This is a genomic window from Streptomyces sp. NPDC085944, assembly GCF_040686295.1.
Classification (GTDB): domain Bacteria; phylum Actinomycetota; class Actinomycetes; order Streptomycetales; family Streptomycetaceae; genus Streptomyces; species Streptomyces salinarius.
Map to the genome: position 1 here is coordinate 36,678 of NZ_JBFBJX010000009.1, position 22,942 is coordinate 59,619.

The 22,942-nt window shown below is 67.1% G+C and carries 14 protein-coding genes and 2 pseudogenes; 11 read left to right on the top strand and 5 right to left on the bottom strand.

Going from position 1 to position 22,942, the window contains the following annotated elements:
- Positions 1-86: 86 nt before the first annotated feature.
- Positions 87-446 carry an STAS domain-containing protein gene (locus tag AB0P07_RS19205; protein ID WP_365552092.1) on the top strand — a complete coding sequence of 120 codons (360 nt, stop codon included), beginning with the start codon at positions 87-89 and terminating at the stop codon, positions 444-446.
- Between the two features lie 35 nt (positions 447-481).
- Here the strand turns inward: AB0P07_RS19205 and AB0P07_RS19210 are convergent, their stop codons facing one another.
- Positions 482-949, bottom strand: a complete 468-nt coding sequence (locus tag AB0P07_RS19210; RefSeq protein ID WP_365552094.1) for a hypothetical protein — start codon at positions 947-949, stop codon at positions 482-484.
- Positions 950-1,749: 800 nt separating this feature from the next.
- Between AB0P07_RS19210 and AB0P07_RS19215 the strand changes: the two are divergent.
- Positions 1,750-2,220 (top strand): annotated as a pseudogene (locus AB0P07_RS19215) (DUF6328 family protein); the annotation flags it as partial.
- 405 nt (positions 2,221-2,625) lie between these two features.
- Here AB0P07_RS19215 and AB0P07_RS19220 read toward each other — a convergent pair.
- The gene (locus tag AB0P07_RS19220) at positions 2,626-3,888 is read right to left on the bottom strand and encodes a site-specific integrase (RefSeq protein WP_365552095.1); all 1,263 of its coding nucleotides are present in this window, start codon (positions 3,886-3,888) and stop codon (positions 2,626-2,628) included.
- 127 nt (positions 3,889-4,015) lie between these two features.
- Positions 4,016-4,294: a helix-turn-helix domain-containing protein gene (locus AB0P07_RS19225; protein ID WP_365552097.1), complete on the bottom strand. Its 279-nt coding sequence runs from the start codon at positions 4,292-4,294 to the stop codon at positions 4,016-4,018.
- A gap of 728 nt (positions 4,295-5,022) precedes the next feature.
- Here AB0P07_RS19225 and AB0P07_RS19230 point away from each other — a divergent pair.
- From AB0P07_RS19230 to AB0P07_RS19260, 7 genes are all read left to right on the top strand, one after another.
- The gene (locus AB0P07_RS19230) at positions 5,023-8,478 is read left to right on the top strand and encodes a helicase-related protein (RefSeq protein ID WP_365552098.1); all 3,456 of its coding nucleotides are present in this window, start codon (positions 5,023-5,025) and stop codon (positions 8,476-8,478) included.
- Positions 8,478-10,376 (top strand): hypothetical protein, encoded by a 1,899-nt coding sequence (locus tag AB0P07_RS19235; protein WP_350889822.1) that lies wholly within the window; start codon positions 8,478-8,480, stop codon positions 10,374-10,376. The genes AB0P07_RS19230 and AB0P07_RS19235 overlap by 1 nt, the downstream gene beginning before the upstream one ends.
- A 101-nt stretch (positions 10,377-10,477) precedes the next feature.
- On the top strand, positions 10,478-12,025 hold the full coding sequence (locus tag AB0P07_RS19240) for a hypothetical protein (protein WP_365552100.1): 1,548 nt from the start codon (positions 10,478-10,480) through the stop codon (positions 12,023-12,025).
- A gap of 187 nt (positions 12,026-12,212) precedes the next feature.
- On the top strand, positions 12,213-13,688 hold the full coding sequence (locus AB0P07_RS19245; protein ID WP_365552469.1) for an ATP-binding protein: 1,476 nt from the start codon (positions 12,213-12,215) through the stop codon (positions 13,686-13,688).
- A 63-nt stretch (positions 13,689-13,751) separates the two neighbouring features.
- Positions 13,752-16,535 carry a Z1 domain-containing protein gene (locus AB0P07_RS19250; protein WP_365552102.1) on the top strand — a complete coding sequence of 928 codons (2,784 nt, stop codon included), beginning with the start codon at positions 13,752-13,754 and terminating at the stop codon, positions 16,533-16,535.
- On the top strand, positions 16,532-17,542 hold the full coding sequence (locus AB0P07_RS19255; protein ID WP_365552104.1) for a PD-(D/E)XK motif protein: 1,011 nt from the start codon (positions 16,532-16,534) through the stop codon (positions 17,540-17,542). The genes AB0P07_RS19250 and AB0P07_RS19255 overlap by 4 nt, the downstream gene beginning before the upstream one ends.
- Entirely contained in the window at positions 17,535-19,544 is a 2,010-nt protein-coding gene (locus AB0P07_RS19260) for an AIPR family protein (protein WP_365552106.1), read from the top strand. Before AB0P07_RS19255 ends, AB0P07_RS19260 begins: the two co-directional genes overlap by 8 nt.
- A 19-nt stretch (positions 19,545-19,563) precedes the next feature.
- On the opposite strand, the gene AB0P07_RS19265 is transcribed toward AB0P07_RS19260, so the two are convergent.
- Positions 19,564-19,752, bottom strand: coding sequence for an AbrB/MazE/SpoVT family DNA-binding domain-containing protein (locus AB0P07_RS19265; RefSeq protein WP_365552108.1), 189 nt, complete (start codon positions 19,750-19,752; stop codon positions 19,564-19,566).
- Between the two features lie 55 nt (positions 19,753-19,807).
- On the opposite strand from AB0P07_RS19265, the gene AB0P07_RS19270 reads away from it, so the two are divergent.
- Positions 19,808-20,302, top strand: a complete 495-nt coding sequence (locus AB0P07_RS19270; protein ID WP_365552110.1) for a very short patch repair endonuclease — start codon at positions 19,808-19,810, stop codon at positions 20,300-20,302.
- Here the strand turns inward: AB0P07_RS19270 and dcm are convergent.
- Positions 20,217-22,199 carry a DNA (cytosine-5-)-methyltransferase gene (dcm, locus tag AB0P07_RS19275; RefSeq protein WP_365552111.1) on the bottom strand — a complete coding sequence of 661 codons (1,983 nt, stop codon included), beginning with the start codon at positions 22,197-22,199 and terminating at the stop codon, positions 20,217-20,219. The two genes, AB0P07_RS19270 and dcm, sit on opposite strands and share 86 nt — an antisense overlap.
- A 407-nt stretch (positions 22,200-22,606) precedes the next feature.
- On the opposite strand from dcm, the pseudogene AB0P07_RS19280 reads away from it, so the two are divergent.
- Positions 22,607-22,834: pseudogene (locus AB0P07_RS19280) on the top strand (hypothetical protein); the annotation flags it as partial.
- Positions 22,835-22,942 lie beyond the last annotated feature (108 nt).

Sequence of the window (22,942 nt, forward strand, 5' to 3'; positions counted from 1 at the left end):
CGCGGCGGTCCCTCACACCCTCCCGGAGCGATTTCGCCGCGAAGCCTTCTTGGAGCCCTGGCGTTCGAGCTGGCAGAGTGCGGAGCATGAGCGACGAACAGCTGGTCACAGCCAGAGAGAGCGAACGGGCGTTCGTGGTGGCGGTCGCCGGAGACTTCGACGTCGACGCGGTCAACGAGCTCCATGAGGCCGTGGCCCGCGCATTGCGCGCGAACGCCGCCATGACAGTGGTCGACCTCTCGGGAACCGAGTTCGCCGACTCGAGCCTTCTCAACCTACTCCTGGAGGCACAGCAGAGACACACCGCCGAAGGCCGGCCGTTCGCCGTGGCCGGACCGTTCCGTCCGGCGGTGACGCGCCTGTTCAAGATCACCGGCACCGCGGACCACCTACCGCTCGCCGATACCGTGGACGCGGCTGTCCGGCAGGTCGATACCCGACACTGAGTTGCGCGGTCGCTCCACCCACCCCCGGCAACGAGTTACGAGCACGATATGTGTGGCGCTTGACCGGGAAGCGCCAGGACACCGTCGACCAACTGCGCCTCACAGGCCTCACCTGCGAGTTCCTGCAACCTCGCGAGGAGTGTGTACCCCTCGCACAGGACCGTCTCGTGACCGCCGTACGACTCGAGATTGAGGATCGCCGCCTCCACGTGCCGAATCTCGGCGACCTGCATCGCTGCTCCGCTGCCGCCACGAGCGATCACGAGACCGATGCGGGGATAGAGCAGCGACAACAACTCGGCTCCGCTCGCGCTGCGGAGGGTGTCGTCGTCGCTGCCGCTGCGCTGCGCCAGGAGGTGGTGAGTGTGTCCGATCAGTCGGGCGACGGCCTGGATCTCGCGTTGGCTGAGCCCGAAGGCCCTCAGCTCTCCACTTCGCTCCCTCGCCCGACCTCCGTCCTGGCCCTCCGTGTTCGATCGTCTTCGTTTCCAGTAACGCAGCACACGCCCTCCAGACGGGGGCCGTTCACGGACCGCCGGCCGAACTCTAGGGAGGCGGCGGTGAGCATGCAGCTTTCAACTGTTGCCTAGGGGAAACATTTCGGCCGATCTTGCCACACCCTGGGACCAGTCGCCGGCAACTCCGACACTTCCCGTGACAGGCGCGCGGCGCGGCGAACCGCCCTCACCGTACGTGGGCGTCGAGCGTGCCCGAGACCAATCAAGGGCTCAGAACCCGTCCTGCCCACCGCCCGTTTGCTGCACCCGCCCGCGACTACGCAAGGGGTGCACAGACCACGGCAGACACCGCGCGTGCACGGAGAGTGAAGCAGCCCGCACATGGCCCGCCCCTGATATCTGAACTTGTGGACGGACCACCTCCGGCTCTAGGCCGCTTCAGCGCAGCCGCCCGGGCAAAAGCGGTGTTCGAGATGAGATGTATTGGCGACAAGATGGCCGAAAAGAGCACCATCTTCGCGCCCCGTTTCGCACGGGCCGGCGCTGCCAGTCCCAGGGAGATGTTCGAGACAACTGGCGGCAAACCGATGGGCGTACGGAACCAGACGGTCGTCGTCATCGGACTTGCCCTGGCGGTGTTCGGTGCTCCTTCCGCGCACGCCTCATCCGGCGTTCAACCGGGGATCCGAAGGCACTTCGAACTCCATGACGACGTGAAATCGCTGAGGACGGGCACCTTAGGGTCTCTGAGGAGGAGGAACGCCATGACCTTGGCCGGCCCGTCGGCGTCGCACGCCCCGCAGCACGAGTGCCCCTCTTGCCGGGAAGGCGAACAGCACAGAGCCCAGTCACCGCGAGAGCCGGAGCGAGAACGTCTGAATCGCAAGTGGAACGAGATCCTGCAGGAGACGAGAGTCGCGCAGACGGGCGTGCAGATTCTCTTCGGTTTCCTGCTCAGCGTGGCCTTCACGCCGTACTTCCACAGGCTGGAGACGTTCGACCACGTCGTTTACGTGATCACAGTGGTACTCGGCGCCTCGGGTACCGGTGCACTGATCGCGCCGGTGTCCATCCACCGGCTTCTGTCCGGGCAGCGAATGAAGGCCCACATCGTCAAGGTTGCGGGCCGACTGATGGTGTGCGGAATGGTGCTCCTCGCATTGACGATCGGCGGCACCCTTCTACTCCTCCTCCACGTCGTCGTACCGGGCGTTCTCGCCGAACTCCTGGTCGGTGGAGTCATGTTGTGGTTCGCCTTGTGCTGGTACGGCCTGCCCGTCTGGCTCCGCCGTCGTTCCGACGACGACGCGGCATGAGGTCGCCGCAAGCCTGGTAGGGCGGAGCCCACTCAAGATCGCCGCCCACGACCAAGCCACCGCGGCCCATGCCACGCTGGTCCTCGCCGCCGGCCCCGACAACACCCTGCGCATCCTGCGCCTCGTGGGCCTCGTGGGCCTCGACCAGTTCTTTCCCCTCTACGCCGACACCACCGCCGCGCCCAGTACCAGACCGGTCCACAGGAGTGGCATCACTCACGGTCGGCCCGGGGAAAGGGCCTCCGGCACAGGCCGGGCGACCTTACCCGGGCGAGCCGCGGAGGGCGGCGGTGGGCGGCAGACGAGTCGGGCTGTACGCCGGGTTCTGTTCCACTCAGGGAGCGATCACGCTCTGACCTGCATGTTTGCGGGGATCCGGCGGCTGGTTTCGTCCTCTGGGACCTCTCAGGGACTTTCGGCCGAGTCCGTGAACCATGCCTCGATGGCGGACAGTCCTCGCGCTCCGGCCTGCGGCATGAAGTGGGTGTACGTCCGGAGCGTGAACGCCGGATCGGAGTGCCCCAGCCAATTCGCGAGCGAGACGATCGACTCACCGGCTTCGAGCATCACCGAGGCGTACGTGTGACGCAAGACGTGGAAGCCGTGCTCACGACTCGGCTCCCACACGCGCGACGGCTTCTCGCCCGGCTGCCGCTCGGGCAGCGGCGGGATGACTCCCACTTCGGCGAGCGCGGGCTTCCACGCCTTGGTGTTCCAGGTGGTGCGGTTGATCGCGCCGCGCCGCCCGGTGTAGACGAGCAGCGGGACGGTCACCTTGCGCCTGTCCTCGCGGGCGAGGTCGGGCTCCTCGGGATCCAGCCACGGGAGGGTGAGGTCGATCGGTTCGAAGCGTTCCTGGTGGGTGAGGAGCCGCTTCGCGAGCACCTTCGGCAGAGGCACGTCGCGTTCCTTGCCACCTTTCGGCGGGCCGAAGTATAGCTGCGACTTGTACATGAGGATCTGCCGCTCTATATGCACGAAGTCGCCATGGATATCACCCGGGCTGAAGCCGAACACCTCACCCTGCCGAAGTCCGCATCCGACGCCGAGGTCGAGCATGATCCGGTAGCGGTCGGCCAGTGCCTCCCGTACGGCGTCGACACGATCCTGCTCCCAGGCGCGAGCCTTGCGCTCCGGCTTCTTCGGCGGCTTGATCGAGCTGTTGCCCTTGCACGGGTTGCGGTACAACCGCTTGTCCTCAACCGCGGCCTGCATGATCGCCTTGAGGTACACCCACGCGACGTAGGCCGTACTCGACGCCACCGCCCTCTGCACGCCGGCCGACCACTTGCGCAGCTCCGCAACGCCGATGTCCCTGAGCTCCAGATCTCCGAGCTGCGGCAGCACCTGCCCCCAGATCCGGTGCCTCATACTTTCCAGCGTCTGAGCGGGGTGCACCTGGGAGGGCCACCAGTGCTTCTCGACGTACTCGCGAAGGCTGATCGCACCGTCTCGCGCGTCGACGAAGTCTCCTCGACGTGCGTCGGTCTGAGCCTCGGCCAGCCACGCCTTGGCGTCCGCGACCGTATCGAAGGACCGATCACGGATCCCCGATATCCCTTTGACGCGGTAACGCGTGCACTTGCCCCATAGCGCAGTACGTTCGCGCTTGCCCGTCTCCTTGTTCGGCCGCTTCCTGAGCCATCGGTCCTCGATGTAGCCCGCCATGCGCGTCTTCTCCTTGGCCTGGGCGCGGTTCTCTCGGTGCCACCTGCGCCGCGATCAGACACACAGACGATCTCCGTGTGCATGAAATTCCGAGTGCTGCTGAACTCTTCTGACCCGATTTCCCAGGTCAGACAGCCCGGCGACGCTCACGCTGCCGCGGGGCCCTGTTCAGCGGGTCCAGGGCCGGGTTCGACCGCGAGTCCGCCTGCTGCTGTTCGCTGAGCCACTCATCGAGCAGGTCCCGGCGGTACATGACCCTTCCGCCAGGGCCCATCCGGAAGCTGGGCGGCCCTTGCCGGCGGTGGCGCCAGACGTAGAGCGTGTTCACCGTGATGCCCATGTACATCGCGGCGTTCTGGACGTTCAGGAAGGCTGCCTCGATGACAGGTTCCGGCTGGTTGCGCATCTCGTATCTCCGGGTAAACGCTGCCGATGGTGGGGATGTCCCGTATTCACAGCCATCTACGCGGGAACGCGTGTGGGTAGCTGCTGGAAGCACCACGAGGATCCGGAGAACGGGAGGTTTGGCGCGGCCGCCGCATCTGTGGTATCAGACGCGCCTTCGGAACCATCACGCTGGCGAGCCCCGTGTTCCCATGACGCACAGGACCGTCGAGGTACAGGACGCGAGCCCGAGCTGACGACATGCGACGGCCAAGACCGGGAGCCGAAGCGGCCAGGAGAGAGCGGCGCAGTCCAACCCCTGGGGCAGAGGCCGACAGCCCCGTTCACGGTCGAAGGGGACGGGGCATCGACCGCTCCGAGCAGGAGCCCATCGGCGCGTTCGATCAATTCAGGCAGGAAGTCGAATCGTTCGAGACAGACTTGACCAATTTGGGTTAACGGCTTGTGGCTTCGCTTCACCTGAGCCCATGCTGCTCAGGTCCGGAGAAGCAGAAGACGTCCGGCCATGGCGTCGTGCCATGGCGGCTTCTGACTCGCGGACCATGGAGACCCCGTGGACACCCCTGTCCTGCGGGCCGGTTCGGCATGTTCACCATCCCCGGCACGCGCCTGGGAGCCGATTCGGCTCCCCCGTCGTCAGTTTCCGAGCGACGGCATCTGCCTCGTCAGATCCTCTTGCAGCACCTCCCCCCTTCCGGCGGCACACGCCCAGCCTCTTGGGGAGGCGCCGTGACTACTCCCCCGTTCGAGCCGAGCGTCGCCCAGCAGACAGCGCTCGTCGAGCACCTCGTGAGCGCGGTGGTCAGCGACGCGACCGGAGAGGCCCAAGGCGACGTATGCCTGGGCGAACCTCCCAGTGCCCGCTATTTCATGGAGAGCCTCGGCCCCCACACCGTCGAGCCGGGCGGCGCCGCTCCACGGTATGGACGCACCACTCCGGACAGCCTCGGATTCGAGTTCGAGGCCGAGAACGCCAGCTCCGTCACGGTCAAGGCCAAAGCCTCTTTCTACTACTCGGCGCTGCCGACCCGAGTCCAGCAGCTGGAGTGGGCCGGCGAGCGCGAGGAGCCGTACCGGCTGGCTCCGTTGTTCAAGCGACTGGGCGTGACGGTCGGCCCTGTGGAGATCGTCCTGGGGCAGGAGGCTGGACTGCGGGAGACCCTGGAAGCCGAGTTCCGGAACGCCTTCACGGAGGCCGTCGAGCTGGCTCTCTGCGACCCGCGGATCGACCGTCGCGTCGGGAACGACCGCAGAGAACGCCTGGTTCCTCCTAGCGCGATGACGGACGACGATGCCTTCGAACAGTGGCTGGCCCGGGAGGTGGGCGGGGACCCCGTGGTGCCGTCCCCCGCCGCACGCGTGGTCGTCACGTCAAGGTTGGTTGCCTCCGGTCGGCTCCGTGTGACGGCTACACTCCAGAACCTCGCCAAGGACCCCGTCGTGACCGTCCAAGGTCGGGGCAGCAACGCCGGTCGTACTCGCCGTGACGAGGCCAGGGACAACGCCCTGTTCCGCGCGGGCCTGGAAGTCGAAGGCGACCGTCTGTTGCCGATCACGATGGACCTCGGTGCGGACGCCTATCGCTACTCCGGAGAGCTCGGGGCGTACGCGAACAACTGCGGTGTCGAGTCTTGGCCGCCTGACGGACGCCTCGTGGGTGTGCGCAGTGTGCCCGTTCCGCAACACGACACCCACCGCGCCGTGCCACGGACCGACGAACGATGGGGATACGAGGCGCTTGCGGCCGACCCGCTCCCGGTTCTCGATGATCTCGCCGACGAGATGGAGGCGTACCTGGACTCGCCGGCATGGAGCACGGCAGCTCTCAAGGACAGGCCCGGACTGGCCGATCGGAAGGATGCCGACCGACGGGCCGCCGCGCTCGAGGTCTCTCGTCTCCGCGACGGCATCGCGTGGTTGCGACGAGACAGGCGTCTGCTGCTGGCCTTCCAGCTCGCGAACGAGTCCATGACGGAGCTCAACCGGCTTCGGAAGCGGCCAAGTCGGGGATGGCGGCTGTTCCAGCTCGTGGCCATCGTCAGCCAGCTCGGCGCCTTGGCCTGGCGGGAGCACCCGCAGCACCTCTTCTCCCCCGGGCTCTGGGGTGACGACCAAGGCGTGGATCCGACAGAGGCAGCCACCGTCGTCTGGTACCCGACCGGAGGCGGCAAGACCGAGGCGTACCTCGGACTGGTATTGGTGTGCATGTTCTACGACCGCGCCAGGGGCAAGACGGTCGGTGTCTCGGCTTGGTGCCGATTCCCCCTCAGGTTGCTCACCTTGCAGCAGACGCAGCGGCAACTCGACGTCGTCGCTGCCGCGGACACTGTCCGGGACCGGAATGCTGACAGGCTCAAGGAGATCGGCGGTGACCCCGGGTGGCCGTTCTTCATCGGGTTCTACGCCGGCGGCGGCAACACTCCGAACTCCCTGACCGCCGACCGCACGCTCGACCGCCTTCGGTCGAGCGAGACGGAGCGGCACGCGTTCCGGCTGGTGCATGACTGCCCCTATTGCAGGGAGCGGTCGGTGCGCATCCCGCCGCCCGATCCCCACCGCCTCAGGTTGCAACACGTCTGTGGCAACGAACGGTGCGGCAAGGTCCTCCCGATCGTCGTGGTGGACACCGAGATCTACCGCTACCTCCCCACCGTCGTGGTCGGCACTCTGGACAAGCTCGCGAACATCGGACTGTCGGACCGGTTCGGCGCGCTCTTCGGGGACGTCGACTGCTGGTGCACTCCGCACGGATTCGGTCGAGGCGGCAAGTGCCACGAGCGTCATGCCCCAGGCCATCCGAAGTCGCCTCCCACGTCCTTGCCGGCCCCCCTTTACGACCCTTCCCCGTCCTTGGAGATCATCGACGAACTCCACATGGTGAACGAGGAACTCGGTGCGTTCTCGGGGCATTACGAAGGGCTCTTGGCGGAGGTTCAGCGCACGCTGACAGCCCGGCAGCGCCCCGACGGACGGGCCGTCCGGATGAAGGTGGTCGCGACCACCGCGACCATCCGTGGCGAGGACCGCCAGAGCGAACACCTCTTCGGCCTGCGGTCGGTGGTGGTACCCCTTCCCGGCCCGGACCTCGACGAGAGCTTCTACTGGCGCCTCGACCGCGAGCTTCCCCTGCGCCGCTTCGTCGGAGTCATGCCGACACGGGGTACGGCGGAGATGACGCTGGTCAGGATCCTGACGTCTGCACACCGGGCTCTGTGGAAGCTCGACCAGCGCCGGGATCTTCCTCCGGCTCTCGAAGCCTGGCCGGAGGAGGAGCTCCGCGCAGTCGTCGACCTGTACCGCACGAGCCTCACGTATGCGACGACCCTCGTGGACTTCGGTCGTATCCGGCGCTCGCTGGACACCCAGGTCAACGAGGCTCTGCGCAGGGAGGGGTTCCCCGATCTCCGCGTAGCCGAGCTCAAGGGCGAGACGCGTCTGGACGAGGTGCGTGGTGTCCTGGACGACCTGGGCAGCACCAACGGCAGCACGGGCATGGTCGTCGCGACGAGCATGGTCAGCCACGGGGTCGACGTGGACCGGTTGAACCTCATGCTGTTCAACGGGATGCCCAGGTCCATGGCCGAGTACATCCAGGCGTCGTCGCGGGTCGGCCGTGCGTACCACGGCCTCGTCTTCATGCTTTTCAACCCGGTGAGGGAGCGGGACCGGTCTCACTACCGGTACCACGGCAAGTTCCACGAGTACCTGGACCGGATGGTCGAGCCGGTGGCCATCAACCGCTGGAGCCGCTTCGCCGTACGCAAGACCCTCCCAGGGATACTGATGGGCCACCTGCTCCAGATCGGCAACCGGGACTGGTGGCGGGCTGGTAACGGGCCAGGGCACCTGCACGACCTCTCGAAGATGCAGGCCGCGCTCCGTGATCCATCGCTCGGAGGGCTCGAGGGCGTCCAGCTCACCGAACTGCTGGCGGCACTTCACACGGTCTTCCAGTCGGACCGCCCGGAGGGCCAGGAGCTCCACAGTGATCTCGAGGACATGGTGGAGCATGCACTGGCCAGCCTCCGCTCCGCCGGGGCCTCTGCCGGCCTCTCCGGTGGCAACAACCGCGGATACCGCGCCACAGGCGACTACCTGGGTCTCGAACACCGGCCCATGACGAGTCTCCGAGATGTCTCCGAGGGCATCCCGTTCCACGTCGTGTCCGACGGCAGGAGGTCGTGATGGCGTTCAACCCGAGGAACGACGACATGGCCCGCGACCGGGGCCAGGTCCTCTACCGGTACCGTCCCGGCCAGACCTTCGACCACCGCGGCGGTTACACCGCCCAGGTGGTGCAGTTCGGACGGGACGAGGAGTTCGACGGCCCCTCGCTCGACCGCGAGCATCTGGTCCAAGAGGCCATGCGGTTCGTACGCAGGTGGCGGGCCGCCGGCCGTGCGTTCGCCGCCGGCTCCGACCGGGCACCCGAGTTTCCCGGAGACGAGGACCGGCTCGCCGACCGCCATTACGAGGTCGTGGTACCCGGCAAGGTCTTCTGCCGTATCTGGCCCCGGGTGGTGCGCTGTGCCAGTGGCGGGTGCGGACACGTCTGGTCGGCCAGTGACCCCCGGCCGGGAACGGACGACTGGCCGCCGGCCTGCCCCGCGTGCGGCAACGCCGTCGGCAACCGGCAGCTCCAGTTCGTGTTCGCACACAGGTGCGGCGAGATGTCGCCCATGTACCCGCCGAGCAAGTGCCCGAGGGGACACACCCGGTTCAGGCTGGACGACCGTGCAAGCCGGTTCCGTGACTTCCGCTGGGAGTGCATGACCTGCGGTTTCCCACTGGGTGTGCAGTGGAGTTGCAGCAACTCGTCCTGCAGCTACCCGGACAAGTTCATGCACCCCCTGCTCCACACGGCGGGAACCGCGCATGTGGGCCAAGGCCTGACGCTGGTGAACGTGACGACGACCGAAGAGGCCACCCGCCAGGGCAACCCCCTGTACACGGCCGCCGTGCTCGGCTGGTGGCTCGGTGAGATCACCGAGGAGGAGTTCCGGCGACTCACGGACGGACACACGGTGGACGTCCCCGACGAGGTCGTCGAGAGCATCCGTGTGATGGAGGAGGCCGGTCTACACGACCAGGCGCGTGCACTGCGGGCGCGCTTCATGCCCGTCGAGGTGGACCATCTGAAGGAGCGGGTGGGCAAGGCTCTCGGACTCGACACCGAGAGCGACGACGCACGGGGGCTCGCCGCCGAGCTGCACACCTACCGTCGGGTCCTCAACCTGGATCGCCTGGGCGTCCCCCGCCTCCAACGGGAGGCGCGCAACGCCGAGCGCCGCGCTCTCTACGAGCGCTACCCCGAGGTCCTTGCGACTGCCGGCCTCGGCCTGGACACCTGTCTGGTGAGCGATCTCCCGATCACCTACCTCGCGATCGGCTACAGCCGGACGGGTTTCAGCCCCGAGGAGGCGGATCTCGTGCCCTACCGGGGGCGCGCCTCACGGGGCACCCCCGAGAGGACTCTGCTCTACGCGCACCCCACACAGGCGGAGGCGCTGCTCTTCCCGGTGGACAGGGAACGGGTGAGCCGTTGGCTGGTCCGCAACGAGCTCGTGAGTAGACGCGTCCTCGACGACGCTGGCGGCGTCGCCCAGTGGCTGGTGCACCAGCTCGGTCCGAGCGACGGCAAGGCCCTCTCCCACGAGACCCGCCCGGCACCGGGACATCCCGACCTGCCCGTCCACGAGCTGTTCGGTCTGCTCCACTCCCTGTCGCATCAGCTCCTGCGGGCGCTGGCAGTCGACAGTGGGTACAGCGAGACCAGTCTGTCCGAGTACCTGTTCCCGTACGACCTGGCCTTCGCCGTCTATCCCAACGGCGGTAGTGAGTTCAGCCTCGGTGCCATGCGGACCGTACTCGAGCAGAACCTCGACGCGGTCGTGAGCCGGGCCGTCGACAACGACTCCTGTCTGTACGACCCCAACTGCATGATCACGAACGAGGGTGCCGACCACGGCTGCCTCCAGCTCCCCGAGACGGCCTGTCAGTCCTGGAACAGGAATCTCTCCCGCTGGCACCTGTTCGGTTCCCCGGACGGCTCGAAAGTGGGGTACTGGGACCCCACCCTGTGAATGTCCGGTGTGGGGAGGGCCCGTCCTCTGCCCTCCCCACCCCGGCCCCGCCAGACGTCGCAGGGCCCGTCGAACGCCGATCGTCCACAAGTGGAGCACGAGTGAAACCCGAACTGGACCTGCTGGACACCATCACCAGCGCTCGTGACCAGGTCCGCTCACTACGTGGCTGGAGCTCCGGACCGGAGCGGATCTACGACCTTCTCCGGACGGCGACGAAAGTCCGCGCGATGGAGATCAGCACAGGAATGATGACGGACCTGCCGTGGGAAAGCGTCCTCGCCCAGCTCGTCGCCTGGCACCACGACTACCCCGTCGGCACGGGCACGTGCTCGGAGAAGGACGCCGCCGAGATCGTCCTCGCCGCGGCGGCGGCCCAACGGCTGGACCTAGTGGAGACCGGCGTGCGGAGCGGGGGATACCAGGTACGGATGACCAGGGGAAACTTCCGGATACGCCACCGCTGGAACGCATCGGCCGAGGTAGCCGACATGTTCCTCGAACGCGACGCACGTCCCACAGAGCTACCGGAGCTGTCCGAGACGGAGCGCCGATGGATCTCCACTCGGCCTGTCGACTCCCGGACCAGCCCGCCACCAGAGGTCCTGCGCGCTACCGTCCAGCGTGCCTCCACGACGATCGAGGCATACCGGCAGTCGGTGCCCGAAGGACAGGTGCCTGATTCCTTCCCCCTGGGTGAAGGGATGACCGCCGGCGACATGATCAGCGTCCTGGCAGTGATCATGGGAATCGCCTCCCTGTGCGAGCAGACGGCGCACAGGCTCTCCCGGCTGGAGACGACGCTCTTCCACCTGACTGACACCCGGCTGATGGCCGTTCTCGCGGAGATGTGCCCGGACGTCTCGGAGGCGCACCACGCTCTGGTTGTGGAAAGACTCACCTACCGGACCGGGCGCTCGTGCAGGACCTCCCCGCTGATCCGGCACGGCGACGTCCTCATCGTCTGCCCGCCCCTCGTGACTCCGAGGGCCGTGGACCCGATCATGCTTCGCTCGGCCGCCCATGCCTCCGGGGAATTCGGTCGCATAGGCAGGGAACAGGGCGAGCGCGCAGCGGCATGGGCCGCCTGGCTGCGCACGACGCCCGGCGCCCTGGTCGCGGAACGGGTCCCGGTGGTCAGGACCGACGGCAGGTCTGCTGGTGATCTGGACGTGGTCGTCGTGGACCCGGCCAGGCGTCTTGGTCTGTGCCTCGAGATCAAGTGGCCGATCGAAGCACTTTCCCTGCATGAGGTCATGAAGGTCGAGAACTGGGTCACCTCCGCTGCCCGGCAGCTGGACCGTGTAAGAGGAGAGTTGCGGGCGGCCACGGCCGCAGCCGAGCTGCCGGCCGGTTGGCCACCGTTCGACTCGATCGACTGGACCTGGTGTGTCGGCACGCCCCAACAACTCGGTCTTCGCCCTCTCCCGGCACCGGACATGCACGCCACCTCTCTCCGCTACGTACAGGCCCTGGGAACCCCTCCAGACCTCGACGCCTTGGTGACAGCCCTGACGAGACCCGATCTCCCTACCGAGGGGTTGCACTACAACGTGGTGAAGAGATCGCTTCCCGTGGGCCGGTGCCAAGTACACATGGATGCGCTCCAGGTGTCCCCAATAGTGGGGTGGCGCCCACGGTTCCGGTAGAACGGCACCACCCTCTGTCGCTTCACAAGCCGCGGCACCTTTCCGCAGCACACGAAGAGGCGTATGGAACCTGCACGTGGCCTCGCGTCGGCAGGACACCCCACTCGACCACCCGCTCAGGGACCGAACGGCATACGTGGATAATCGCAACCAGTATCAGAAACCGGAAACAGGCTGGATATTCGGCGTGACGTACGACATAGCAGCTCCGGAGCCGGCGGGCATGGTCGCCTCGCTCAGTTCGCTCGGGTACTCCCTGCCTGCCGCCATCGCGGATCTCGTGGACAACAGCATCTCCGCGGGTGCGTCCACGATCGACGTCGAGTTCACCTGGGCCGGGCAGGACTCCTGGATCGCCGTTGCCGACGACGGTGCCGGGATGACCGCCGGCGAGCTCGTGACTGCCATGACCGTGGCCGCGCGAGGCCCTGCGACGCCCCGAAGCGCAACGGATCTGGGCCGCTTCGGCGTCGGCCTCAAGTCAGCCTCGTTCTCACAGGCCCGGCAGCTCACCGTCGCCACCGCCACCGCCGGCGAATGGCACGTGCGCACGTGGGACCTCGACGTCGTCGAGAGGTCGGGCGAGTGGCGATTGCTACGCGGCGCTGACGAGACGACCAGCGAGTTGCTCGACAGGATCCGAGGTGAAGCGGACCACGGCACCGTCGTGTTGTGGCGGCGCCTCAACGGCTACCACGTCGACGCGGTGACGGTGGAGGACGAGCGGACCCAGAAGCAGTTCTACGCGGAGGCCGCCCGCACGGAGTCCCACCTGGGCATGGTCTTCGGCAGGTTCCTCACCGGAAGTCGACGTCGCAACCTGCGTGTGTCGGGCAGCCCCGTCGAGCCTTGGGATCCGTTCCTGTCCCGTCATCCGTCCGTACAACCGCTGCCTGTCGAGCGTCTGCGGTTGGAAGCGGGTTCCGTACGGGTGGAAGCGTTCGTCCTCCCCAGCGCCCAGAGGCTCGCCCCGGACGAGTACGAGAAGGCCGGCGGCCCGCGTGGGTGGCTCGACCAGCAGGGGTTCTACGTGTACCGCCGGGACCGACTGATCCTTGCCGGTGACTGGCTCGGACAGCGCGGGTTGCGCCGCGAGGAGAAGTACAACCTGGCACGGATCGCCGTGGACATCCCCGCCGAGACGGATGCCGAATGGGGGGTCGACGTCCGGAAGTCCAGTGTCGTCCCGCCCGTCGCACTGCGTTCTCATCTACGGCGCATCGCCCTGCAGGCCAGGAGAAGGGCCGCCGACGTGCTTCGACACCGGGGGCAGATCGCTGCGCGCACACACGGGGATCCGCTCGTGTACGCGTGGAACGTTCGCCGTGTCGACGACCAGGTCACCTGCCGGATCAACCGGGGCCACCCTCTGGTGAAGGCAGCTCTGCGCTCTGGCGGTGCCGGTTCGGATGACGTACGTGCCCTGATCCGTCTGCTTGAGGAGACGGTGCCGGTCACCGCCCTGCGCGTGATGCACGAGACTGACACCAGCGACGACCCCGAGCCCTTCGGGGGCCCCGGGCCTGCCGACGCCGAGGCCACGGAGGTCGCACAACGCATCTACGAGGCACTGGTCTCGGACGGCCGCTCACCTGCGGCCGCTCGCGAACGCCTCCGGACGATGCCCCCTTTCGACCAGATGCAGGGCTTCTGGAACGGGTGAGCCCGTTGTCAGTGCCCGCCCCTAGCCTGCCCCATGACGTTCCCGCCCAGCCGGAGGTCTGCTGTGAGTTCCACACCCGAGGACTCTCTCGAGTCCCTTGCCAAGGCCCGTCGCCTGGTTCTCGCACTACTGTCGCAGGACCGCCAGCCGACGCCGGACGAGGTGCAGAACGCGGTCACCGTCATCTTCGGGATGCTGGCCGGCCAGGGAGAGGTCCTCGACCGTGACCAGCTGGCCAAGGAGATCGAGGTCCTGACGGCGGTCTTCCAGGAGGGCTCATCCGGACTGGAAAGCGACAGCGGACACGAGCCCTGGCTGCCCGAAGCCAAGAACGACCGGGCCTGGGACTTCTGGGAACGCTACCGCCGTTACCTGGAGGACGTCCGCAACCTCCCGCCGCTCGTCGTGCGCCGACTGGACCAGAGCACGGACGAGGTCCTGAGCCAGCTCGAGGACCCGCGCCGTGTCGGCTCGTGGCGCCGGACGGGCCTGGTGATCGGACAGGTCCAGTCGGGCAAGACAGGCCAGTACATCGGACTCGCCGCGAAGGCCGTGGACGCGGGGTACCAGTTTGTGGTCATCCTCGCCGGCATCCACAACGACCTCCGAAGCCAGACCCAACTACGTCTCGACGAGGGGCTCCTGGGTTTCGACACCCAGCACCAACAACGGTCCAACCAGAACGGTAAGTCCCGTCTCATGGGCGCTGGAAGGATGCCGGGCGCCAAGAAGCTCGACATCGCGTCCCCCACCAACAGCTCCGAGAAGGGCGACTTCGGCCGGCAGGCGGCCAACGCCGTCAACTTCCCGCTCGGCCGTTTTCCGGTCGTCCTCGTCGTCAAGAAGCACTGGAAGATCCTCGAATACCTGCGGACGTGGGTGACCGAGGTCCAGGGCACGGAGGACGAGAGCGGGAACAAGGTCGTACGCGACATCCCGCTGTTCGTCATCGACGACGAGGCGGACAACGCCTCCATCAACACCGAGCGCGATCCCGACGCGGATCCGACCAAGACCAACGGCGCGATCCGCGAGCTCATGAAGAGCTTCGAGAAGTCGGCGTACGTCGGGTACACCGCCACCCCGTTCGCCAACATCTACATCGACCCCGACGTCGACCACGCCGAACTCGGCGCCGACCTCTTCCCCGACAGCTTTATCCGCACCCTTCCCTCGCCGACCAACTACCTGGGCCCGGAGAGGGTGTTCGGTCTCCAGGTCGACAACGACGACGAGGAGGACGTGCCCCCGCTTCCGCTCGTACGTGCCGTGAACGACGCCGAAAGCTGGATCCCGACCAAGCACAAATCCTCCTTCGTACCCTCCGACGACCTTCCGCGGTCCCTCCGGGAGGCGATCGCCTCGTTCGTCCTCGCCAGCGCTGCACGACGGGTGCGCGGACAGACGAAGGTGCACAACTCCATGCTGGTGCACGTCACCCGCTTCACGGCGGTCCAAGGGATCGTCCGCGACCAAGTGGACGACTACCTGCGGCTCCTCGTGGACTCGCTCCGTGACCGGTACGGACAGGCACAGCAGCGCATGGCCGAGTTCCGGGCCCTGTGGGAGCGGGACTTCGTCCCCACCACGGACCACTTCCCCGCGGACGAGGCCCGACGCGTCACCTGGGAAGACGTGTCGAGCCAGCTCATGCCCGCGCTACGGAAGATCGTGGTCAAGACGGTCAACGGCGCCTCCCGCGACGCACTCGACTACTACGAGCACCGCAGGACCGGTCTCTCGGTCATCGCGATCGGAGGCCAGAAGCTCTCCCGGGGTCTCACGCTGGAGGGGCTGACGGTCAGCTACTACCTGCGCACTTCCAGCACGTACGACACCCTGCTCCAGATGGGACGCTGGTTCGGATACCGGCCGGGGCACGAGGATCTCTGCCGTCTGTACACCACTCCCGATCTTCAGGCGAAGTACATCGAGGTGACCGCCGCGACCGACGAACTGCGTCGAGAGGTCGAGGAAATGGCAGCGTTGAACCTCAGTCCGAGGTACTTCGGTCTTAAGGTCCGCGCCTCCTCTCTGGGCCTCGCTGTCACGGCTGCCAACAAGATGCGCCAGGGTACGAAGGTCATGCTCAGCTACTCCGGGGAGGGGCCGGAGACGGTGATCTTCAATGTCTCCGACGGGATCCCGGAACACAACCTCAAAGTACTCGGAGACTTCGTCCGGAGACTCGATGGCCTGGCCACCGGCGACCAGACGACACCGGGGGCCAACGTGACGTGGAAGCAGGTGCCCTCCGACGCCATCGTGGACTTCCTCACGCGTTACGAGACCGACCGCATGGCCCAAAGGGTCCGCCCCCGTTTCATCGCGAAGTACATCGAACAGTGCGTAGCCGTAGGTGAGCTCCCGCAGTGGACGGTTGTCCTGGTCGGCAAGCAAGCAGCCAAGGACCCGCTGGACATCTCTGGTTACAGCCTGGGTCCTGTGGAGCGCGCGGCGCTCAACGACGTCGACAACGACGGTCGGTACACGATCCGCCGACTGCTCAGCCCTCCCGACGAGTACCGCTTCGACCTTGGTCCCGACCAGGTGGACGCCGCCCTGAAAGCGACCCAGAAAGCCGCAGCCATCAAGAAGCGGGAGAGGGTGCCCCAGTCGCCTTCGGGAGACCACGTCCGCTGGCAGCGCCGAGCGGACCAGGCACTGCTGCTCGTCTACCTGGTCGAGCGGCCGGCGACCGAGGACGGTCCTGCCCGGCCGCCCCTGGTCGGTTTCAAGGTGAGCTTTCCTCGCTCCGAGCACCAGTCCGACACCGAGTACGTGGTCAACGCCGTCTGGCAGAAGGAGGGCCTTGACGCCCTTGACGACGAGGAGGACGGGGAGTGACCGTCACCGAAGCCGAGTGGCGTGACCTGGAGGCACCCCAGGGGGCCCCGGGCAGGTCCCGTATCCGCCTGCACCCAGACGCCCCGTTGGACGTCTTCCTCTCCGTCTCCCATCCGGCGCAGCAGCGCATGCTCGTGCTCAGGGCGGACGCCCGCTCCGCCGACCACATCGTGCGCTCCGTGCGCCAGCTGCCTCGCGCTGCCGGGCTGGAGATGAACGTGAGCGCCGTGTCACGTCTCGAGTACGAGCTCCAGGTGGTCCTCACCGCCGACGAGCTGCGCGAGGTGTTCAACCCTCTCGTCACTGACGTGGCTGACACGGTCCGAGAGGCCCCTGGGGCCGCAGCAGCCCTGACAGCAGCGGTGGAGAGGTTCGAGCGGTGGCAGGACCTCCTTCGCGCCGTCGGCAGAGACGGTCTCGGCCCTGAGGCCCGTCGTGGACTTGTCGGCGAGCTCCTGGTGCTGCGCGACCACATCCTGCCCGTCGTCGGACCGGCCGAGGCGGTCGACGCGTGGACGGGGCCGAGCGGAACCAACCAGGACTTCCAGCTACCCGGAGTCGCCGTCGAGGCGAAGGCCAGCACCGCCAAACGGCCCCGCAGCATCCGGATCGCCAGCGAGCGCCAGCTGGACGACGCCGGGACGCCTGCGCTCCTGTTGGCGTTGGCGATGCTCGACGAACGGCGGGGTGGAGCAGGAGAGAGTCTGAACCGCCTGGTGGACCGCATACGCGAGCAGCTCACAAGCCCTGTCGTCCGAGCCGCCTTCGACGGTCGTCTCGTGCAGGCCGGCTATCTCCCCGGCCAGCGAGCCGCCTACGAGGAGCCTCGCTACACCGTTCGCGACCTGCGCTTCTGGCACGTGGGAGAGAATTTCCCGAGACTCGTCGAGACAGATCTTCCCGAGGGGGTCGGTGAGTGCTCGTACCACGTGAGCACCTCGGGACTTGACCACCATCGCGCCACGACCGACGAGGTGACCTCACTGATCGGGGGACCGCATGCCTGAGCTCGACCTGTCCCAGTACGCCTACGACGTCGTCGCGGACGTCCAGGCCACTGCCGACGCCGAGGGGACCACCACCCCGGAGGCGTTCACGCGGCGCGTGTTCGAGGACCTGGAACGGGCCGGCATCGTGTCCAACACGTTCACCGCCTACCACTCGGCCCACGGTCATCTCGTGCACGGATACGGCATCGGGGACTCCGGGGAGTGCCTCGACCTCTTCGTGACCGACTTCGACCTCGACCCGCTGGAGTCCAAACTCACGAAGGGGCAGGCGGAGACCGCGTTCAGGCGCCTGCTGACGTTCGTCCGCCGGTGCCGGGAGGGCCTGCGTCAGCACATCGACGAGTCCTTCGACGTGTACGACATGTGCGCGGCAGTGGAGAAGGCGCTCACCGAGGTACGGAGGATCCGGCTCTTCCTGCTCAGCAACCGCGTCGGCACGAGCACCTCCTTCCCGCCCACCGAGTTCGACGGCCTTCCCGTGACCCACGAGGTATGGGACCTGGCGCGGCTGCACCGCCACGAGACGTCCGGCAGCATCAGCGAGCCCATCGTGGTCTCGTTCGACCCTCCGCTGCCCTGTGTCTCGGCCCCCAGCAGTGAGCCGGACCACTCGGTGACCATGGCCGTGATCCCCGGCCAGAGACTGGCCGAACTGTACGGGGAGTACGGGACCAGACTCCTCGAGTTGAACGTCCGGTCCTTCCTGCAGGCCCGCGGATCGGTCAACCGGGGAATCAGGGAGACCCTGCTGAACTCACCGGGCAGGTTCCTGGCGTACAACAACGGCATCACGGCGACCGCGTCCCAGGTCGACTTCGTGCACGGCCCGGACGGCACCCCCACGAGCATCTCCCGGGTGCACGGACTCCAGGTGGTGAACGGTGGTCAGACCACGGCCTCGTTGCACTATGCCTCGAGCCGGGACAAGGCCGACCTGTCTCACGTAGCCGTCCAGATGAAGCTGACGCAGGTCTCTCCCGAGCGGCTCTCGGAGATCGTCCCGATGATCTCCGAGTACTCCAACACCCAGAACCGCGTGACGCTCGTCGACTTCAGCTCGAACCACGCGTACCACGTGGCCGTCCAGCGGATCACCCGATCTCTGTGGGCGCCGGCGACGGACGGCAGTGGCCAGGAGACCCACTGGTTCTACGAGAGGGCGCGCGGCCAGTACACCGACGAGGTGGCCAAGGCCCGGACACCGGCGAAGCAGCGCGCCTTCAAGAAGCTCAACCCGACCAGTCGGAAGTTCACAAAGGCGGACCTCGCGAAGTACGTCAACTCCTGGAGTCTCCTCCCGTTCAGCGTCAGCCGCGGTGCACAGAAGAACTTCGTCGCGTTCATGGACCGGATCGGCGAGGCGCCCCCTCGGGTCGACGTCCGCTACTGCCAGCGTGTGATCGCGATGGCAGTCCTCTTCAAGGCAGTCGACCGCGTCGCGGCGAACCACGAGGCGGGCAGCTACAAGAGCATGATCACGACCTACACCATGGCCCGTCTGGCGCTGGCCACGGAACAGCGCATCGATCTCGACAGGATCTGGCGTGAACAGAGGGTCTCGTCGGCCCTCGAAGCCGCGATCGACGATCTGTGTCCCCGGGTCATGCGGGTCGTCACCAAGCCACGTGAGGGCAACCACGTGGGCGAGTGGGCCAAGAAGCCCGCCTGCTGGGACGCCGTCTCCCGCGTGCCCTGGTCCGTGCCTGACGCTCTGAAGGCCGAGCTCCGTGATCACCCGCTGGACGACGAGGCCCTCGCGGGCGGAGCGGAAGGCGATCGCGGGGCGAGCGACGAGGTGACGTCGGTCCCAGCGGACGAGTGGTACGCCATAGAGCGATGGGCGAAGGAGACGCACAACCTGGATCCATCGCAGCGGCAGCTCACGCAGTACGTCGGTCGGCGGCTCGAGCTCGAACAGGAGGTTCCCGAGCCGCAGGCGGTACAGGCACTGCACGCACGCAACGAGGCGCTTTCACTCGGGTTCGTCCCCGGACCGTAGGTCCGACTCGTCCCGGCCCTCAGAGCTCCCCGCGCGCGAGCAGGTCCCTCATGGCGTCCTCGGCGCGGCGGAGCACGATCCGTCCGTCTCCGTCGCTGAAGGCCAGGAGATCCGCCCCGGGTGCGATGCCCGCCTCCGCGAGCAGGCCGATGGGGAGCTCGACGCGGCCCTGATCGTCGACACGGAGTTCCGCAGGTTCACGAAGCATGGGACGAGTGTGGCACCCTCGCACTCGTAGGCCGACGACGGGCTGGGGCTGAGGCATGGCAGCACGTGAGGACACCACGGGAGCGGAGTGGGTCAGCACAGAGCTGAGCGGCCATCTGCGTGGTCGGCGCGCCCGCGACACGAAACCGGAGGTGGCCCTCCGGCGTGCCGTACACCGGCTCGGCCTCCGGTTCCGTCTACAGCGCAAGGTGGCTGCCCGTTGCACGGCGGACTTCGTCCTGCCCAGGTACGACGTGGCGGTGTTCGTCGACGGGTGCTTCTGGCACGGATGTCCTGTGCACGGCCCGAAGACCTTCCGCGGCCCGAACGCCGCCTTGTGGGAGGCGAAGATCGAGACCAACAAGGAGCGCGACCAGCGGAACACCGCAGCAGCCGAGGCCGCCGGGTGGACCGTAGTCCGTGTCTGGGAGTGCGAGATCCGGGCGGACGTCGAGCGCGCTGCGCTCAGCGTCGCCCAGCTGTGCGAACGGGCTTCCGAGCCTGGGTCGGCGCCGTCTCCCGTCCGTGGGTACCGGTCAACGCGTCCGTGAACAGGTCGCCCGAGACCCTCTCCCTGGCGACGCAGTACTTGCTCAGGGGGCACACCTCGCAGAGCGGCTCCTTGGCCCGGCAGAAGCTGCTTCCGATGAGCCGGAGCGCCGCCATACGCAGAGGCGCGTCCTCGCCGGCTCCGACGAGCTTAACCAGATCCACTCGACCGTCGCTCAGCCTGTTCGTGCGATCCGAATCACTGCCGTGCAGACGGGCGGCCACACGCAGCGCCCCCTGCCCGACCCACAGGAGGTCCTCGCCGACCAGCAGCCGGTACACCGTCGCCTCAGCCGGCTTCAGCTTCAACTGCTCGCGGACCTTCTCCTCGTCGGCCCAGACGCTCGACTGATCGATCACCGCGGTGAGCCGGGCGACCCGGGCCTTCGCTGCCTCGGAGGGCGCCGCCGCAGTAAGCGTCTCGAGCGCGGCCTTGCTAAGGGACGTCTGTCCCCGCACGGCCTCAACCATTTCCGCCAGCTGCGCGGGCTGGATCCGGGTCCCGGACAGTATGGCTACGACGGCGGCCTGCAAGCCGGACATCTGCTTGCCCGGAAGTTGGTACCAGTCCTCCGACTCACGCCGCGCTTCGGCCCAGGCAGTCAGATCCCTTCGCACCGTGCGCCAGTGGGGCTGGAGTCCACCGTCGGTCGGCTGCTGGTCAACCACGGGCAGCAGGGCCTCCGCGGCAGCCTCGCCAAGAAGGGGCGGCACAGCGTTACCGATCTGGCGGAAGGCGTCACTGCGCGTGCCGGCGAAGCGGAACCTGTCCGGGAACGTCTGCACTCGCGCGGCCTCCCGCACGGTGAGGGTGCGCGGCTGTTCCTGGTCCGGGTGGATGTACCAGTAGCCGTCCTTGGCGATGTGTGCGGTGATCGACCTGCTGAGGTCCGCCCAGTCGAGCTTCTTGTACTTGTCCGTGAAGTGGTCGGCCTTGTAGCGCTGCAGTTCCGGGGTGATCTGCGAGTACAGGGTCTTGGAGTCCATGCTGGAGAAGATCTCCGCGTCGTCCCTCCGGACCCGTCGGGTCATGTGGTCCCACACCCGGTCCTTGCGCGCCCACTTACGCATGTCCTGAGCGAACTTGGAAAGCTCGGACGGTTCCTCGTACGGGAGTTCGCGCTGCCCGACACGCTCGGTGGGCACGACAGGCAGCACCGGCAGGTCACCGATGGCGTCACGCAGCGTGGTCCGCTGATCGTGCTCCAGCTCCTGCCGCCACGAGAAGCGCTCGACGTCGTTCCTCGCGAGCAGGATCAGTCGCTTCCTGTGCTGCGGAACGCCGTACTTCCACGCGTCGACGAGACGGACCTGCGTCGCGTATCCGAGGCCCTCCAGCTGCTCCTCGATGGTGCGTACCACGAAGAAGTCGTCGCCGAGACCCATGTCCGGCACGTTCTCCATGAGGACTGCACGCGGCCGGAGGCGCTTCACGACGTCGAGGTAGGCGCTCCACAGCTCCTTGCGTCGATCATGGGGGTCGCGGCCGTGATGCTCCACGAGGCTGCGGATCTTGCTCCGGCCAGCCCTGCTGAACGGCTGGCATGGCGGGCCTCCGGCCACCAGATCGATCTTGGCGGCCGCCAGCATCTCGACGAGCCTGTCACGCTCGTCAGGATTACCCAGATCCATGCGGAGACTCATGCCCGGGAAGTTCGCAGCGTGCGTCTGGAGCGCGCGCTCGTCGAAGTCGACCGCGGCTGCGACCGTCCACCCGGCTCGCTCCAGTCCGAGGCTCAGTCCACCCGCTCCAGAGAAGAGGTCGACGGCCAGACGCTTGCCAGCACCGAAGCCACGGAGCCACTTGCCGAAGTTCTCGGGCTTGCAACTGTTCCTGTGACGCCTGAGCTCCAGACAGTCGCTCCGCTCCAGAGGCACCCCATAGTGCTGCCTGCGCACTGCGCCAACCTCCATCGGACGAGAAGAACGAGCACCAGGAGATCACACAACCTCTGGCAAGATCAAGAATCCGGCGTCCACCTCGGATGACTGGATCGATTAGGACGCCACAGGCGCCCCGAGAATATTACGCGGCACCCATCCCTGTACTGGAAAGCAACCCCCCAGTAACACTGGAGAGGGTCAACCATACGGACAAACACTGACAAGACCATCAGAGCTCTCGCCAGTCGGGATTCATGTCACCGCCTCCCCCGCGGGCTCGGCTCTCGCCCCGAGGCGATGTCGGCGTCCTGCACTCGGCCAATCCCATGGTCGAGCTGCCCGCCCTTCCCGCTGCCCGCCGCGGAATACCCGCAGCGTCCTCTTGATTGCCCTCTATAGCGATCACGGGAGGGGGCGCTGGGGTGGCCGAGCTGATGATGTTCCGACGGGACGCGGACGGTCGGGATGTCGAGCTGTCCAGTTCGACGGTGGCGCTGGAGGTGGAGCTGCAGCGGCGGGTCGAGGCTGGTCTGGAGCAGATGTTGGGCGTCCGGTTCCTGGCGTCGGAGTATCCGACCGGCCCCTGGCATCGAGGGCGGATCGACACCCTGGGGTTGGACGAGAACGGCAGCCCGGTGGTGATCGAGTTTACCGACCGCAGGTAGTCCTGCCCGTGATGTCCGTCTGGGACTGTGACCAGCACGTCCTGGGCTTGTTTACCGACCGTGTCCGGGACGTCTGTCATGTTCTGGAGTCGG